This window comes from Desulfomicrobium aestuarii (genome assembly GCF_055385525.1).
This window is the reverse complement of record NZ_AP042427.1, coordinates 3094335-3108523: the sequence shown is the minus strand read 5'-3', so window position 1 is coordinate 3108523 and position 14189 is coordinate 3094335. Positions and strand designations below refer to the sequence as shown.

Genomic DNA, 14189 nt, shown 5'->3' with positions numbered 1-14189 from the left:
AAGCGTCCTGCCGCGTCATCGCTCCGGTTCGGGGCGCCACAGGAAAACGTCCAGATCGATCACCCCCACCGGGTCGAATTCAACCCCTTCGTTTTCCAGCAGGCGCTTCTGCTCTGCACCGCCCGCGTATGTTTCCAGGGCGATGCGCCCTTCACGGTTGACGACGCGGTGCCAGGGCAGACCCTCCTTCTGCGAGCATGCGTGGAGGGCGCGAGCGACCTGCCGGGCCGCCCTGGGGTTGCCGGCCATGGCCGCGATCTGGCCGTAGGTGGCGACCTTGCCCGCGGGGATGCGCCGGATGAGTTCGATGAGGCGTTCGGTGAAGGTTTGTCGTGTCATGGGGGAGCGCCCGCGGTTGCCTGCCCGGTGTCGGCGGAAAGCGCGCGTCCCGGGGAAGTCGGCGTATGGTTTGCGCTATAGGCCCGCGACGCGAGGACATCAACATCGTCCACGGCCGCCTCGCAACCGGGCAACGGCCGCACGGGCAGGTCTGGCGCGGCGGATCGTCGACAGCCGGCGGGGACGGCTCAGTTCGCGGCGGTCAGCGCGCCCCGGATCATGCTCAGGCCCATGACCAGGATCATGGAGAAGAGGATGCGCCTGAAATGGCCTTCGCCGAACCGCCCGGAGACGCGTATTCCCGCCCAGCCACCGAGGATGACGGCGGGGAGGGCCACGGCGAAGAGGGTCAGGGCGCGGGCGGAGTAGAGCCCCGAGAGCCCGTGGGCCGCGACGATGAACAGGCCGCTGACGATGAAGAACGCGCCCAGGGCGGCCTTGATCTCGCGCTGCGACCCGCCGCGCAGGCTCAGGTACACGGCCAGGGGCGGGCCATTGAAGCCGAAGGCCGTGCCCAGGCTCGTGGAGAGGAACCCCGCCAGTGCGCCCCAGCCGGCCGCCAGCCGTCTGGCATGGGGCTGTGCGCTGCAGAGCCCCCACAGGGCGTAGGCCGCGAGCAGGAGCCCCAGGCCCGTCTTGAGCCAGGATTCCGGGAAGTGCCGCAGGAGCAGTACGCCCGTCGCCGCTCCGGGCAAGGCCCCCAGGAGGAGCGCTCGGATGCCGGAAGTGTCCAGATGGGCGCGGTAGCTCCAGGCCATCTGGATGTTGAGGGCGAGCACCACGAGCCCGCATGTGGGCACGGCGGTGCGCATGTCGAGGCCCAGGGCCACGACGGGCATGGCCACCAGGGCCGCGCCGAAGCCGACGATGCCGTTGATGAATCCGCCCAGCAGCCAGCCGGCGAGGGTGGTGAGAATGGCGTGGGTCATGTCCATGCGGCGTTCCTGGCTGCTGCGGGGAGGCTCGGTTTCTTCGTGGACGGTTGCCCTCCGTGGGGTGCCGGGGCGGAGCCCCACGGAGGAATGATCAGATGGCGATGTTCAGGATGCGGCATGCGTTCCCGTACATGACTTTGCGGCGCACGTCATCGCTCAAGGGGAACTCTTCATACGCCTGCAGTGCGTCGGCCAGTTCGATGAACGGGTGGGCGCTGGCGAAGACGACCTTGTCCTGAATGATGGTGCTCATGGCCTGCACGAAGACGTCGGCCATGGGCGCGCGCTCGTACTCCGAGAAGTCCATGTAGACGTTGGCGTTGCGCAGGCAGGCGTAGACGGCCTCGTTGACGTAGGGGTAGCCCCCGTGGCTCATGATGATGGTCAGTTCCGGGAAGTCGCGGGCGACCTGATCGATGTGCCGCGGGTCGGCGTAGTCCATGATGGCGCCGGCGACCTGCGGCGGGGGCGCCATGGTCACGAACACGGGCAGGTTCAGCTCGGCGCACTTGGCGTAGACTGGATAGTAGCGGGCCTCGCAGGCCGGGATGTGCGCCAGGTAGGGGTCGATGGCCACGCCCTTCATGCCGTGTTCCTCCACGGCGCGTACGATGTCGTACACGGCGGCCATCTTCTTGTGGGGGTCGACGCCCCAGAACCCGACGAACTTCTTGGGGTACGCCCGGCAGAAGTCGAGGACGCTGCCGTTGTTGGCCGGCGAGCCGTAGGTGGTCTCGCAGTCTCGGCCGGTGATGACGGCGAGCTCGACGCCGCGTCTGTCCAGATCGGCGACGATCTCGTCCAGGGGCTGCGGCTTGCGGGCGTCGAAGCCGATGGCCTTGCAGGCGGCCTTGAACATGGCGCTGTTCTTGATGCCGTTTATGATTTCCGGGGTGTTGGGCCGGAAACGGAAGTCTATGATTTTCATGACAAAAGTCTCCTGTTCCAGACGGCCAAGCGGCCGGTCGGGTTTGAGAAGCCGCCGGACGGGTCGTCCGGCGGCGTGGTGTACGGGTGGTTTACTTGTTGCCGACGAGGCAGAGCGGCACTTCGGGGATGTAGGTCACGATCAGGAGCACCAGGATCATGAGACCGAGCATGGGCAGCGCGGTGCGGGCGATATACTCGATCTTGGCTTTGGAGACGCTGCTGGCCACGAAGAGGTTCACGCCCACGGGCGGGGTGATGAAGCCGATGGCCAGGTTGACGACGATGATGACGCCGAAGTGCAGGGGCGAGACGCCCACGCCCGTGACGACCGGGAGCAGGATCGGCGTGAGGATGACGATGGCGGCCAGGGCTTCCATGAACGTGCCGACGATGAGCAGCAGGACGTTGATGATCATGAGGACCATGAACTTGCTGCTGGTGAAGCCCAGGATGGCCCTGGCGATGGTGCCGGGCACGTCCTCCAGAGTCATGATGTTGCCGAAGAGCGTGGCCATGGCCATGAGCACGATGATGGTCGCCGACGTCTCGCAGGACTCCACGCAGCACGCGGCGAACTTGCGGGCGTCGATCTCCCTGTACACGAACACGCCGACGATGAGGCCGTAGAAGGCGGCCACGGCGGCTGCCTCGGTCGGGGTCATGATGCCGCCGTAGATGCCGCCCAGAACGATGACCGGGACCATGAGAGCCCACTTGGCCTCCCAGACCGCGGCCGCGAGGGAGGCGACGGTTCTCTTGCGCGCCACGCCGCGCCAATTGCGCGACTTGGCATAAAAGTAGGAGTAGGCCATGAGCACGAGGCCGACCAGAATGCCCGGCACGATGCCAGCGATGAAGAGGTCGCCGATGGAGACCTGGGCGGAGATGCCGTAGACCACGAAGGGGTTGCTCGGCGGGATGAGCACGCCGATGGCGCCGGCCGAGGCGACGATGGCTGCCGCGAAGTACTTGTCGTAGCCGCGTTCGACCATGGCCGGGATGGTCAGGGCGCCGATGGCCGCCACAGTGGCCGGGCCGGAGCCGCTGATGGCGCCGAAGAACATGCAGGTTGCCACGGTGACCAGGGCCATGCCGCCGTAGAGGCCCCGAGCATCTCGTCGGCCAGGGCCAGGAGGCGCTGGGACAGGCCCCCGGCGCCCATGAACGTGCCGGCGGCGATGAAGAACGGGATGGCCATGATCGGGAAGGAGTCGATGGAGGTGAAGGCCGTCTGGGCCAGGTACTCGATGGGCAGGGTCTCGGCGCAGATGACCGTGGCCAGAGTGGAGAGCCCGAGGGAGATGGCGATGGGCACGCCGATCACGCACAGGACGCCGAAGTACCCGAACAGGGCCGGCAGCGGTTCGATGTATTCCGCGAGCACGGCCGGGGCGATGATGGCGCCGGCTACGGCGGCCGCAATGACGGTATCAAGGGGTCCGCAGAGCTGCACCTGGGCCTTGAGGTTCTGCAGCAGGCGCAGGGCCATGAGCCCGAAGCCCAGGGGCAGGACCATGTACGGGATCATGTACGGGATCCGCAGGGCCGTGGTGTGCTGCGGGAATTCCATCAGGCGTTCGATCTGGGTCCAGCCGTACCAGCAGATGGTCAGCGTGAGGATGAGGAAAAAGATGTCGACCACGACCCAGCTCGCGTTCTGCAAGCGCAGGGGCAGCCTGTCGTAAACGATGTCGATTCGGATCGAGCTACGTTTCTTGATGGCCACGGAGAGCGCGAGATAGCTGATCCAGATGAAGATGTACCGCGCCAGCTCCTCGGTCCAGACCGCGGCGCCGGCCGAACTGACGAAGTGCACGATGATGTATCTGTACAGCGTCTGAAATGTGATCAGGAAAATGATCGCCAGCAATCCGGAGACAAGAAAGACCTTCTCGAAATTCTCGTCCAGCCAGTTCCATATATTTTTGATTGCGGATGGGCTGTCCATGGCTTCAAGAGGCAGCACGCCGCAGTTGCTAGTCTGTTCCATATGTTCTCCCTCTGCCTTGTCGCTCGGGCTGTCCTGTGGATGATCGTCGACGAGGCGGTTCATTCGCATGCTGTTCCCCGGGCGTCTGAAGAGCCCAGTCGATCGTCGCCGGGCTGGCCCGGCGACGATCGGGGTTGGCGATTACTTCTGGGTTTCGTTCAAGAGTTCCACCATTCTGCCGGGAACCTGCTTGGCGAATTCCTCGCGGACCGAGGCGGTCATTTCCTTCAGCTTGGCGCGTTCGGAGTCGGGCAGGATGGTCACTTCGATGCCCTTTTCCTTGAACGCGTCCCAGGCCTTCTGCTCAAGCTTCACGCTCTCGGCGCGCTGCCAGGCCAGGGCCTCGCGGGCGGCCTCGCTGATGATCGTCTGCTGCTCGGGGGTCAGGCTGTCCCACTTCTTTTTGTTCATGAGCAAGAGGTGCATGCTGTAGTTGTGGTTGGAGTCCATGGCGTACTTCAGCACTTCCGTGTGCTTGGCGTCGTTCAGCAGGGAGAAGGTGTTGCCTTCGGCGTCGACGGTGCCCTGCTGCAGGGCGGTGTAGGTCTCGCCCCAGGCCACGGGCGCGGGGTTCATCCCCAGGGCCTTGGCCACGGCGACCTCGACGGGGGAGTCGGTGGTGCGGACCTTGAGGCCAGCCAGGTCGGCCACGGTCTTCAGGGGCTTCTTGGTGCTGACGAAGTTGCGGTAGCCGTACTGGCTGAGCATGATCGGCTGCAGGCCGATTTCGTTGGCGGCCTTTTCCACTTCCTTGCCGAGTTCGCCTTCATCGAGGGCCTTGTAGAAATTGTCCTGGAACTTGGGGTCGGTGATGTAGGGCAGGTCGATGGCCATGAAGGCCTTGCTGAAGCTGGCCATGTTCGGGGACGAGCACGAGGACATGTCCAGCGTGCCGGCCTGGGCCGCTTCGGTGGTCACGCGGTCGCTGCCGAGCTGGGCGCTGCCGAAGATCTGGATCTTGATCTGCTTGTCGCTCTTGGCTTCCACGAGTTCCTTGAATTTTTAGTAGCCGACGGTGACGTTGTTGCCCGGCGCCATGGGGTGGCCGATGCGCAGGGTCAGGGGTTTGCCGGCCTCGGCGGTTCCGGAACCTACGAGCAGGCCGACGACGGCGAGGACGTTCAACGCGGCAAAAACGAGACTCTTTTTCATTGTTCCTCCAAAATATGTGTTTTCGACCAGCACTGCTAGGCAATGTTCTTGACTGTCGCCCTCTGGTCACGGGGTGTTGTCGGAGCATGAGCAGGATGTATGCCAGACAAAAATGAACTTTGCCAAGGCTGTTGAAATTATAAATTCTTTAATTTCGGAATGTTGCGGTTTTATTCCACAGAGGGTCGGCTGTTTTTCGACTTGCCTGTCGCGAAAATGCAACTGCCGGGAATCGTTCTTATCAGCGCCGGAGACATGGGAATAAAATCACAAAGCGTCCCGTGGCCAAAGGGTTTATGTTCCGATTTTCACATATCAAGGGTGTGATTTCTGATGTGTCCAGTCAAGTTTGTCGCAAAAATGCGGCGGTCTTTGGGGAGAAAATACTAAATTCGAGCAAAGTGATGCAAAAATGCGACTGCCATGGTTCTCGTTTTTCCTCTCTCATGGCCGCAGAATCGTAAATAGGAGGCAAATACCGTCTTTTCATTCGGTTATGGCTTTTGGCACAGAGAATGCTCATGCTCCCTCGGGTACGGAAGTGAGAAGTGCTTCCGAAAAGTAACTTCTGGTGTAACATAATGTTGATGCATGGTTTCGATGAGTGTGTTGATTTCACCATGTGATCCGAATTAAATTAGATACGAGGAGCAGAGTCATGACAAGGTTTACATGTGAGTGCATGTCCCCTCAGGAACAGAGGCTTTACGACAAAATTGAGGGTAAGGAAGACAGATTTCGCGAGACACACAGTCGTGTTTTCAAGATGTTGGAGAGATTCGACGGGCAGAAGCCGCGTATTGACATAGAACGTGCCCTCTATTTCACCCAGTCCATGCAGGAGACCGAAGGGCAGCCCCTGGTTCTGCGCTGGGCCAAGGCCATGAAGCACATCGCCGAGAACATGACCGTCTATGTCCAGGACGACCAGCTCCTGCTCGGCCGCGCCGGCTGCGACGGCCGCTACGGCATCCTCTACCCCGAACTGGACGGCGACTTCCTCGACATCGCTGTGAAGGAGCTGCCCAACCGGCCGACCTCGCCCGCGACCATCACCCCCGAAGACGCCGCGATCGTCGTCGAGCAGATCGCCCCCTTCTGGAAGGGCAAGACCTTCCACGAAAAGCTCAACGCCGCCCTGCCCGCGGAAGTGCACAAGCTGACCTACGACGACCCCCAGGGCCTCATGTCCCGCTTCATCGTCAACGAGACGGCGTCCTTCCGCTCCTCCATCCAGTGGGTCCACGACTACGAGAAGATTCTGAAGCGCGGCTTCAACGACATAAGGCGCGAAGCCCAGGAGAAGCTGGACGCCCTCGATCCGCTGAGCCCCAAGGACAACTGCGAGAAGAAGCCCTTCCTCGAAGCCGTGGTCATCGTCTGCGAGGCCATCGTGCACTGGGCCAAGCGACACGCCGTGCTGGCCCGCGAAGTGGCGGTGAAGGAAACCGACCCGGTCCGCAAGGCCGAGCTCATCCGCATGGCCGAGAACGCCGAGCGCGTGCCCGGCGAACCGGCCCGCGACTTCTGGGAGGCCTGCCAGAGCCAGTGGTTCACCCAGATGTTCTCGCGCATCGAGCAGAAGACCGGAACGACCATCTCCAACGGCCGCATGGACCAGTACTTCTTCCCCTATTATGACAAGGACATGGAAGCCGGTGTCCTGACGGAAGAAAAAGCCATGGAGCTTCTGGAGTGCATGTGGGTCGGCATGGCCGAGTTCATCGACATGTACATCTCCCCCACGGGCGGCGCCTTCAACGAAGGCTACGCGCACTGGGAGGCGGTCACCGTCGGCGGCCAGACCCCGGACGGACGCGACGCCACCAACGACCTGACGCACCTGATTTTGAAGTCCAAGCGCGAGTTCCCGCTCCACTATCCGGACCTAGCGGCCCGCATCCACAGCCGCTCCCCCGAGAGCTACCTGTGGGACGTGGCCGAGACCATCAAGGACGGCTCGGGCTTCCCCAAGCTGATCAACGACGAGGAGATCGTGCCCCTGTACGTCTCCAAGGGCGCGACCTTCGCCGAGGCCTATGACTACGCCGTGTCCGGCTGCACCGAGGCGCGCATGCCAAACCGCGACACCTACACCTCTGGCGGCGCGTACATCAACTTCGCCGCCGCGGTGGAGATGGTCCTGCGCAACGGCCGGATGAAGAAGTACGGCGATCAGCCCCTGGGCGTGGAAACGGGCGACCCGACCGCCTTCCAGACCTGGGACGAGTTCTGGAACGCCTACGTGCAGCAGCACCTGCTGTTCCTGAAGGCAGCCTTCCACCAGCAGTACCTGATCAACAAGATCCGGGCCACCTGCTTCGCCCAGCCCATGGGCTCGGCCATGCACGACCTGTGCATGAAGCACTGCATCGACCTGCACCAGGAGCAGATCCCCGAGGGCATCAACCTCGGCTACTTCGAATACATGGGCCTGGGCACCGTGGTCGACTCCCTCTCGGCCATCAAGAAGCTGGTCTTCGAGGACAGGAAGCTGACCATGCAGCAGGTCATCGACGCCGTGGACGCCAACTTCGAAGGCCACGAGGATGTCGCCGCCCTGCTGCGCAGCGCCCCCTGCTACGGCAACAACGACCCTTACGCCGACGCCATCGGACGCGAGATCGACAAGATCTCCGTGGAATTCGGCGGCAAGTACAGCAAGGACCTGGGGATGCACAACGACGTGCGTTACGTGCCCTTCACCTCGCATGTGCCCTTCGGCAAGGTCGTCTCGGCCCTGCCCAACGGACGCAAGGAGTTCACGCCCCTGTCCGACGGCTCCTCGGCCTCCCATGGCGCGGACGTGAACGGCCCCACGGCCATCCTGCTGTCCAACTACAACACCAAGAACTACGGCATGCGCGACCGCGCGGCCCGCATGCTCAACATCAAGTTCACGCCCAAGTGCATCGAGGGCGAGCAGGGCACCGAGAAGCTCGTGTCCTTCATCCGCACCATGTGCGACCTGAAGATCTGGCACGTGCAGTTCAACGTCATCAACCGCGACACCCTCCTCGCGGCCAAGAAGGACCCGCAGAAGTACCGCAACCTCATCGTCCGCATCGCGGGCTACAGCGCCTACTTCGTGGACCTGTCCCCCGACCTTCAGGACGACCTCATCGCCCGCACGGAACACGGCGCCTTCTAGGTGCACCCCGGCCATCCTTCGGCCTCGACGGACATACGCGGGCAGGCCACGGCCTGCCCGCGGTTTTTCATGACATCAGCGGGGGAGTCCCATGAGCGCTCTTGAAGACAGAAAGAAAAAAGGCCTCGTATTCAACATCCAGAAATATTCCGTTCATGACGGGCCGGGCATCAGGACCATCGTCTTCCTCAAGGGGTGCCCCCTGTCCTGCTACTGGTGCAGCAACCCCGAATCCCAGCGCCGCGAGCCGGAGCTGGCCTTCAACCCGGGTCGCTGCCTGACCTTCTCCAAGTGCACGCGCTGCCTGCAGGCCTGCCTGCGGGGCGCCATCATCCGCGAGGCCGACGACAGCCTGCGCATCGATCGCGCCCTGTGCGACGGGTGCCCCAAGAACTGCGCCCAGGCCTGCCCTTCCCAGGGGCTCATCGTCTACGGCGAGGAGCGCAGCGTGGACGACGTGCTGCGGGTGGTGGAGCAGGACGCGGCCTTCTACACCCGCTCCAAGGGGGGGGTGACCCTTTCGGGCGGCGAACCGCTCATGCAGGCCGACTTCGCCCTGGCCCTGCTCAGGGAAGCCCGCCGGCGCAGGATCAGGACGGCCGTCGAAACCTGCGGCATGGTGCCCTGGAAGACCATGGAGGCTGCGGCCGAGCACCTCAACTACGTGCTCTACGACATCAAGCACATGGACGGCGCCGTCCACGAAGCCCAGACCGGGCGGTCCAACGAGGTCATCCTGGAGAATTTCCGGAAGCTTGCGGAACTGCACCCGGACAAGCCCATCCTGGCCCGCACGCCCGTCATCCCCGGGTTCAACGATTCCGAGGAAGCCGTGGCGGCCATCGCCGAGTTCCTGAGGCCCTATCCGAACGTGCGCTACGAGATGCTGCCCTACCACCGGCTGGGCACGCAGAAGTACCACTTCCTGGACAGGGTGCCGCCCATGGACGGCGTGACGCTGGACAAGTCGGTCATGCCGAGGCTCATCGAGATAGCGGTGCGGATTCTCGGGGACAGGGTCGACTTCCCGAAATGACGAGGTTCACGGCCGAACCGGCCCGCACGGGCCGCGCCGCGCCAACCGTGACGAATCGTGGAAGGGCAGCCCTCGGGTTGCCTTTTTTTACAGCCCGTGAGAGTTTTTTCGTATGACGAGCCGCCACGCCGATTTTGTCGCCAAGCATTTCGAATACATCCTCGATGCCCTCCCCGACGGGGTTTTCATTTCCGACGTCTCGGGCATCACCCTGCGCGTCAACCGCATGTACGAGCAGCTGACGGGTCTGAAGCAGGAGGACATCCAGGGCAGGCAGGTGCGCTCCCTGGTGGAGAGCGGCATTTTCGACAAGATCCTGAATCCCGAGATAGTGCGCACGGGCAAGCCGGCGACCCACGTGCAGCAGCTGCAGAACGGCAAGAAGCTCGTCCTCTCGGGCTTCCCGGTCTTCGACGAGGGCGGGACCCTGCGGCTCGTGGTGACCTTTGTCCGCGACATCACCATGATCACGCGCCTCAACGAGCAGATGGAGGAGCAGCGCCAGCTCATCGACCACTTCCACAAGCAGATGGCCTTCATCTCCAACGAGCAGAGCAAGGGCCTGACGCCCGTGTACGCCAGCCCTGCCATGCAGGAAGTGGTCAACATGCTGCTGACCGTGGCCCCCACGGACGCCTCGGTCCTCATCCTGGGCGAGACGGGCGTGGGCAAGGACGTCTTCGCCCGCCTGACCCACGCCCGAAGCGCCCGGCACGACAAGATTTTCCTCAAGGTGGACTGCGGCGGCATTTCCGAGACCCTGACCGAGTCCGAGATGTTCGGCTACATGCCCGGCGCCTTCACGGGTGCGTCGAGCAAGGGCAAGGCGGGGTACTTCGAGCTGGCCGACGGCGGCACCGTCTTTCTCGACGAGATCGGCGAACTGCCCCTGTCCATGCAGACGCGGCTCCTGCGCGTGCTTCAGGACGGCGAGATCATGCGCGTCGGCGGGACGCGCTCCAGCAAGGTCGACGTGCGGGTCATCGCCGCCACCAACAAGAACCTGGCCGAATGCGTGGAGCAGGGCACCTTCCGGCGCGACCTCTACTACAGGCTGAACGTGGCCACGGTGACCATCCCGCCGCTGCGCGAGCGGCCCGAGGACGTGCGGCCCCTGGTGGAGCACTTCCTGCAGCACTACTCGGCCAAGTACGGCAAGCGCATGGCGATCATGGAGATCGCCCTGACCGTCCTGTCCCGCTACCAGTGGCCGGGCAACGTGCGCGAGCTGCAGAACATGGTCCACGGCCTGGTCATCACCCACAAGGGTTCGCACATCTCCCCCCGCGACCTGCCGGCCCACATCCGCGAGGACGGCCCCCAGGACCGCACCTGCTGTGACGCCCTCCTGACCGGCGGCCGTCCGCTGAAGCAGATCATGGCCGAGATGGAGCGGGACTTCCTGGAACAGGCCATCGCCCTGCACGGTTCGGTACAGAAGGTTTCGGAGCTCTTCCAGGTCGACCGCAGCACCATCTTCCGCAAGATCCAGAAGAAATGACGCGCCGTGGCCGGGGAGGCCGCTAGAAGTGTTCTTCCAGCAGCGCCTGGAGGTCTTCGGTCGTTCCCTGTCGCGGGTTGTTGTCCATGAGCCGTTTGGCTGCGGCCGCCCGTTCGGCGATGCCGCGTATCTCCGCGCGTGCGATGCCCTCGCTCGTCACGATGAGGACGCGCGAGGCGCCGATGGCGCGGACCTCGTTGCCGAAGTCACGTGAGGCCCCGTTGCCGTGGATGATTCTGCCGATGGTCTGGAATGCGCGGATCATGACGTCGCGTTCCCGTGTTGCGAAGTGATGGGGCGATCGTGCTCATTGATTGTTCCGGGGCCGCCTGCCGGCCGTAACCATGCGCAGTCGCGCGCACGTGGAGATGCAATGCTCAATATCGGTTGTCACCTGTCCTCCTCCAAGGGCTTTCTGGCCATGGGCAGGACCGCCCTTTCGATCGGGGCGAGCACGTTCCAGTTCTTCACCCGCAACCCGCGTGGCGGGGCGGCCAAGGGCGTGGACCCGCAGGACGTGGCGGCTTTTCTCGCCCTGGCCGGGGAGAACGGCCTCGGCCCGTTTCTGGCCCACGCCGCCTATACCCTGAACCCCTGTTCCGCCGACGCCAAGACCAGGAACTTCGCCCTGGAGTCCATGCGCGACGACTTGGCCCGCATGGAGCTGCTTCCGGGCAACATGTACAATTTTCATCCGGGGAGCCACGTGGGGCAGGGGATGGAGGCGGGCATCGGCCTCATCGCGGCCCAGATCGACGCCGTCATGCGGCCGGACATGAAGACGACCGTGCTGCTCGAAACCATGGCCGGCAAGGGCAGCGAAGTGGGGAGCGCCTTCGGGGAACTGCGGGAGATCATCGACCGGGTGACGCTGTCGGACAGGATCGGGGTCTGCCTCGACACCTGCCATGTCCACGACGCCGGCTATGACATCGTGCACGACCTGGACGGCGTGCTGAGGGAGTTCGACGAGATCGTCGGTCTCGACCGGCTGCGGGCCGTGCACCTGAACGACAGCCTCAATCCCCGGGGCGCCCGCAAGGACCGCCACGCCTGCATCGGCGAGGGACACATCGGGCTGGATGCCTTCAGGCGCATCATCAACCATCCACGGCTGCGCGGGCTGCCGTTCTATCTGGAGACTCCCAACGAACTGCCGGGGTATGCACGCGAGATCGCGCTGTTGCGGGGTTTGTGTTCGGAGTGAGGGGCGTGTCGGCAGGAGGCGGCGGCGGGGAATACATGGGTGACCGGGCGTTGCATTTTGCGAGAACTCATGGAAATGATGACGAATGGCGCCCATTGCATGAGCATGTCCCCGCCCCTTCAGCGGCTCGGGCATCCGGAATCCGACGTGGCGCAACCCGCGGAGTGCAGAGCATGAACACCGACATCCCGGTTCTCATCGTTGACGACTATTCCACCATGCGCAGGACCATCGGCGACGTCATGCGCAGGTTCGGATTCACCAACCTCGCCTATGCCGAGGACGGGCAGATGGCCTGGGAGATGATGCAGGAAAACAGCTACGAACTCCTGCTCCTCGACTGGAGCATGCCCCGGATGACGGGGCTCGAACTGCTCAATCTCATCCGCTGCCCCGGCGGCAGGTTCACCGACGTCGCAGTGCTGGCCACCACCGGCGAGGCGGAGCAGGAGTGCGTCGTCGAGGCTGTCAAGAACGGCGTGGACAACTACATCGTCAAGCCCTTCACCCCCGAGGTCCTCGAACGCAAGCTGCGCGAGGTCTTCGCCCGCCGCAGCAAGGCGCGTTCCTGAGGCCTTCCCTCATGCCGGCAGGAAAACGCTGACCTCGACCGTGCCGGCCCCGCACTTCATCTCGATATCCCCGCCATGCGCCCGGGCTATGAGCCGGGCAGAGTAGGTGCCCAGACCCGTCCCGCGGGTCTTGCCGGCGGTGGCGTACTTCTCGAAGAACCGCCCTTTCAGTTCCGGCGCGACGTCGCCATTGTTGATGATATCGATGCGCACCCCGCCCTCCGGCCGAGCCCCGATGGACACCAGAACGTCCTCCCGCCGGGGGGACGCGTCCAGGGCGTTGCCCACGAGGTTGGCGAGCATGGAGTGGCAGAGCAGTTCCTCGCCCATCCAGGGGAAGAACGGGCAGTCATCCCGGCCGTCGACGAGGAGCCGCAGCCCGATGCCACGCATCTCGGCCGTTTCCGCGAAGCCTGTCATGACCTTGCGCGCCACGACGGCCAGATCCATCTTTTCGGGCCGCAGCTCATAGACACCCCGTTCCATCCGGAAGAGGGTGGTGGACAGGTTGGTCATGGCCAGGAGCGTGTAGCCGGCGTCTTCGATGCGCTGCAGCATGTCCCGCTGGGGCTGGGTCAGGTTGGCGTCCATGAGCATGAGCTGCGGCAGGCTCAGAACAGTGGTCAGGGGCGACTTGAGGTCGTGGCGCATGATGCGTTCCACGTCCTCCCGAAGGCGGGCGGCCTCGCGCAGGGCAATGTGGTTGGCGACCCGCGCCCGGACCACGGCGGGGTTGAAGGGCTTGGCGATGAAGTCGATGGCGCCGAGTTCAAGGCCTCTGGTCTCGGCCGCGACGTCGTCGAGGGCGGTGATGAAGATGACCGGGATGTCGGCGGTTCTTTCATCGGCCTTGATTCTGCGGCAGACTTCGAAGCCGTCCATGCCGGGCATGACGATGTCCAGCAGGACGAGGTCGGGAGTGGATGCGCCGACTATTTCCAGGGCTTTTTCGCCGCTTGTGGCCGTGTCCACGTCGTAGGCCGGAGCGAGGAAACCTGCCAGCAATTCGATGTTGAAGGGGGTGTCGTCGACGATCAGGATTCGTGCGCGGCCTTGTGCGCTCATCAGCGGCTCCTTGTTTCCTCTGGCGGGCAATGCGGGAATCGCGGGAGGCCGAACCCCCCGCGGTTTCTTCACATGTCGCGATTCTTTGAGACGCGCAAGCGGCTGCGGGAGAATGGGCCTCGGATTGAGACGGATGAGGTCGGAAAACAAGAAAGCCGCCCTTTCGGACGGCTTTCAAGCGGCATTCAAGTGGAATTTGATGTGCGTTTATAAGTGGTGGAGCTGATCAGGATCGAACTGACGACCTCTTGAATGCCATTCAAGCGCTCTCCCAGCTGAGCTACAGCCCCACAACGCGAAGCCGCCTTTTG

At 63.7% G+C, this 14189-nt stretch carries 10 protein-coding genes, 1 tRNA gene and 2 pseudogenes; 5 read left to right on the top strand and 8 right to left on the bottom strand.

Going from position 1 to position 14189, the window contains the following annotated elements:
- Nucleotides 1-15 precede the first annotated feature (15 nt).
- From ACZ5AC_RS14375 to ACZ5AC_RS14355, 5 genes and pseudogenes are all read right to left on the bottom strand, one after another.
- The gene (locus ACZ5AC_RS14375; RefSeq protein ID WP_464248262.1) at nt 16-339 is read right to left on the bottom strand and encodes an MGMT family protein; all 324 of its coding nucleotides are present in this window, start codon (nt 337-339) and stop codon (nt 16-18) included.
- Nucleotides 340-527: 188 nt separating this feature from the next.
- On the bottom strand, nt 528-1274 hold the full coding sequence (locus ACZ5AC_RS14370) for a sulfite exporter TauE/SafE family protein (RefSeq protein WP_464248261.1): 747 nt from the start codon (nt 1272-1274) through the stop codon (nt 528-530).
- Nucleotides 1275-1365: 91 nt separating this feature from the next.
- The gene (locus ACZ5AC_RS14365; protein WP_464248260.1) at nt 1366-2202 is read right to left on the bottom strand and encodes an amidohydrolase family protein; all 837 of its coding nucleotides are present in this window, start codon (nt 2200-2202) and stop codon (nt 1366-1368) included.
- 91 nt (nt 2203-2293) lie between these two features.
- Nucleotides 2294-4152: pseudogene (locus tag ACZ5AC_RS14360) on the bottom strand (TRAP transporter large permease).
- Between the two features lie 183 nt (nt 4153-4335).
- Nucleotides 4336-5346 (bottom strand): annotated as a pseudogene (locus ACZ5AC_RS14355) (TRAP transporter substrate-binding protein).
- A 658-nt stretch (nt 5347-6004) separates the two neighbouring features.
- On the opposite strand from ACZ5AC_RS14355, the gene hpsG reads away from it, so the two are divergent.
- The 3 genes from hpsG to ACZ5AC_RS14340 all read left to right on the top strand — a co-directional run bounded on the left by hpsG (nt 6005) and on the right by ACZ5AC_RS14340 (nt 11034).
- Nucleotides 6005-8497: a (2S)-3-sulfopropanediol dehydratase gene (hpsG, locus tag ACZ5AC_RS14350; protein WP_464248259.1), complete on the top strand. Its 2493-nt coding sequence runs from the start codon at nt 6005-6007 to the stop codon at nt 8495-8497.
- A 91-nt stretch (nt 8498-8588) separates the two neighbouring features.
- Entirely contained in the window at nt 8589-9533 is a 945-nt protein-coding gene (gene hpsH / locus ACZ5AC_RS14345) for a (2S)-3-sulfopropanediol dehydratase activating enzyme (protein WP_464248258.1), read from the top strand.
- Between the two features lie 112 nt (nt 9534-9645).
- Nucleotides 9646-11034: a sigma-54 interaction domain-containing protein gene (locus ACZ5AC_RS14340; protein ID WP_464248257.1), complete on the top strand. Its 1389-nt coding sequence runs from the start codon at nt 9646-9648 to the stop codon at nt 11032-11034.
- A 22-nt stretch (nt 11035-11056) separates the two neighbouring features.
- Here the strand turns inward: ACZ5AC_RS14340 and ACZ5AC_RS14335 are convergent, their stop codons facing one another.
- Nucleotides 11057-11299: a hypothetical protein gene (locus ACZ5AC_RS14335; protein ID WP_464248256.1), complete on the bottom strand. Its 243-nt coding sequence runs from the start codon at nt 11297-11299 to the stop codon at nt 11057-11059.
- A 108-nt stretch (nt 11300-11407) separates the two neighbouring features.
- Here ACZ5AC_RS14335 and ACZ5AC_RS14330 point away from each other — a divergent pair, with 108 nt between their 5' ends.
- Together ACZ5AC_RS14330 and ACZ5AC_RS14325 are read left to right on the top strand one after the other, a co-directional pair.
- Nucleotides 11408-12241 carry a deoxyribonuclease IV gene (locus ACZ5AC_RS14330; RefSeq protein WP_464248255.1) on the top strand — a complete coding sequence of 278 codons (834 nt, stop codon included), beginning with the start codon at nt 11408-11410 and terminating at the stop codon, nt 12239-12241.
- 173 nt (nt 12242-12414) lie between these two features.
- Nucleotides 12415-12813 carry a response regulator gene (locus ACZ5AC_RS14325; protein WP_464248254.1) on the top strand — a complete coding sequence of 133 codons (399 nt, stop codon included), beginning with the start codon at nt 12415-12417 and terminating at the stop codon, nt 12811-12813.
- 9 nt (nt 12814-12822) lie between these two features.
- On the opposite strand, the gene ACZ5AC_RS14320 is transcribed toward ACZ5AC_RS14325, so the two are convergent.
- Both ACZ5AC_RS14320 and ACZ5AC_RS14315 read right to left on the bottom strand, forming a co-directional pair.
- Nucleotides 12823-13878: an ATP-binding response regulator gene (locus tag ACZ5AC_RS14320; protein ID WP_464248253.1), complete on the bottom strand. Its 1056-nt coding sequence runs from the start codon at nt 13876-13878 to the stop codon at nt 12823-12825.
- A gap of 214 nt (nt 13879-14092) precedes the next feature.
- A tRNA-Ala gene (locus tag ACZ5AC_RS14315) sits at nt 14093-14168 on the bottom strand.
- Nucleotides 14169-14189: the final 21 nt, after the last annotated feature.

What these genes read in the sequence shown, in the direction of transcription:
- ACZ5AC_RS14375 (WP_464248262.1), bottom strand. Translation starts at nt 339, where the DNA reads ATGACACGACAAACCTTCACCGAACGCCTCATCGAACTCATCCGGCGC.
- ACZ5AC_RS14370 (WP_464248261.1), bottom strand. Translation starts at nt 1,274, where the DNA reads ATGGACATGACCCACGCCATTCTCACCACCCTCGCCGGCTGGCTGCTG.
- ACZ5AC_RS14365 (WP_464248260.1), bottom strand. Translation starts at nt 2,202, where the DNA reads ATGAAAATCATAGACTTCCGTTTCCGGCCCAACACCCCGGAAATCATA.
- hpsG (WP_464248259.1), top strand. Translation starts at nt 6,005, where the DNA reads ATGACAAGGTTTACATGTGAGTGCATGTCCCCTCAGGAACAGAGGCTT.
- hpsH (WP_464248258.1), top strand. Translation starts at nt 8,589, where the DNA reads ATGAGCGCTCTTGAAGACAGAAAGAAAAAAGGCCTCGTATTCAACATC.
- ACZ5AC_RS14340 (WP_464248257.1), top strand. Translation starts at nt 9,646, where the DNA reads ATGACGAGCCGCCACGCCGATTTTGTCGCCAAGCATTTCGAATACATC.
- ACZ5AC_RS14335 (WP_464248256.1), bottom strand. Translation starts at nt 11,299, where the DNA reads ATGATCCGCGCATTCCAGACCATCGGCAGAATCATCCACGGCAACGGG.
- ACZ5AC_RS14330 (WP_464248255.1), top strand. Translation starts at nt 11,408, where the DNA reads ATGCTCAATATCGGTTGTCACCTGTCCTCCTCCAAGGGCTTTCTGGCC.
- ACZ5AC_RS14325 (WP_464248254.1), top strand. Translation starts at nt 12,415, where the DNA reads ATGAACACCGACATCCCGGTTCTCATCGTTGACGACTATTCCACCATG.
- ACZ5AC_RS14320 (WP_464248253.1), bottom strand. Translation starts at nt 13,878, where the DNA reads ATGAGCGCACAAGGCCGCGCACGAATCCTGATCGTCGACGACACCCCC.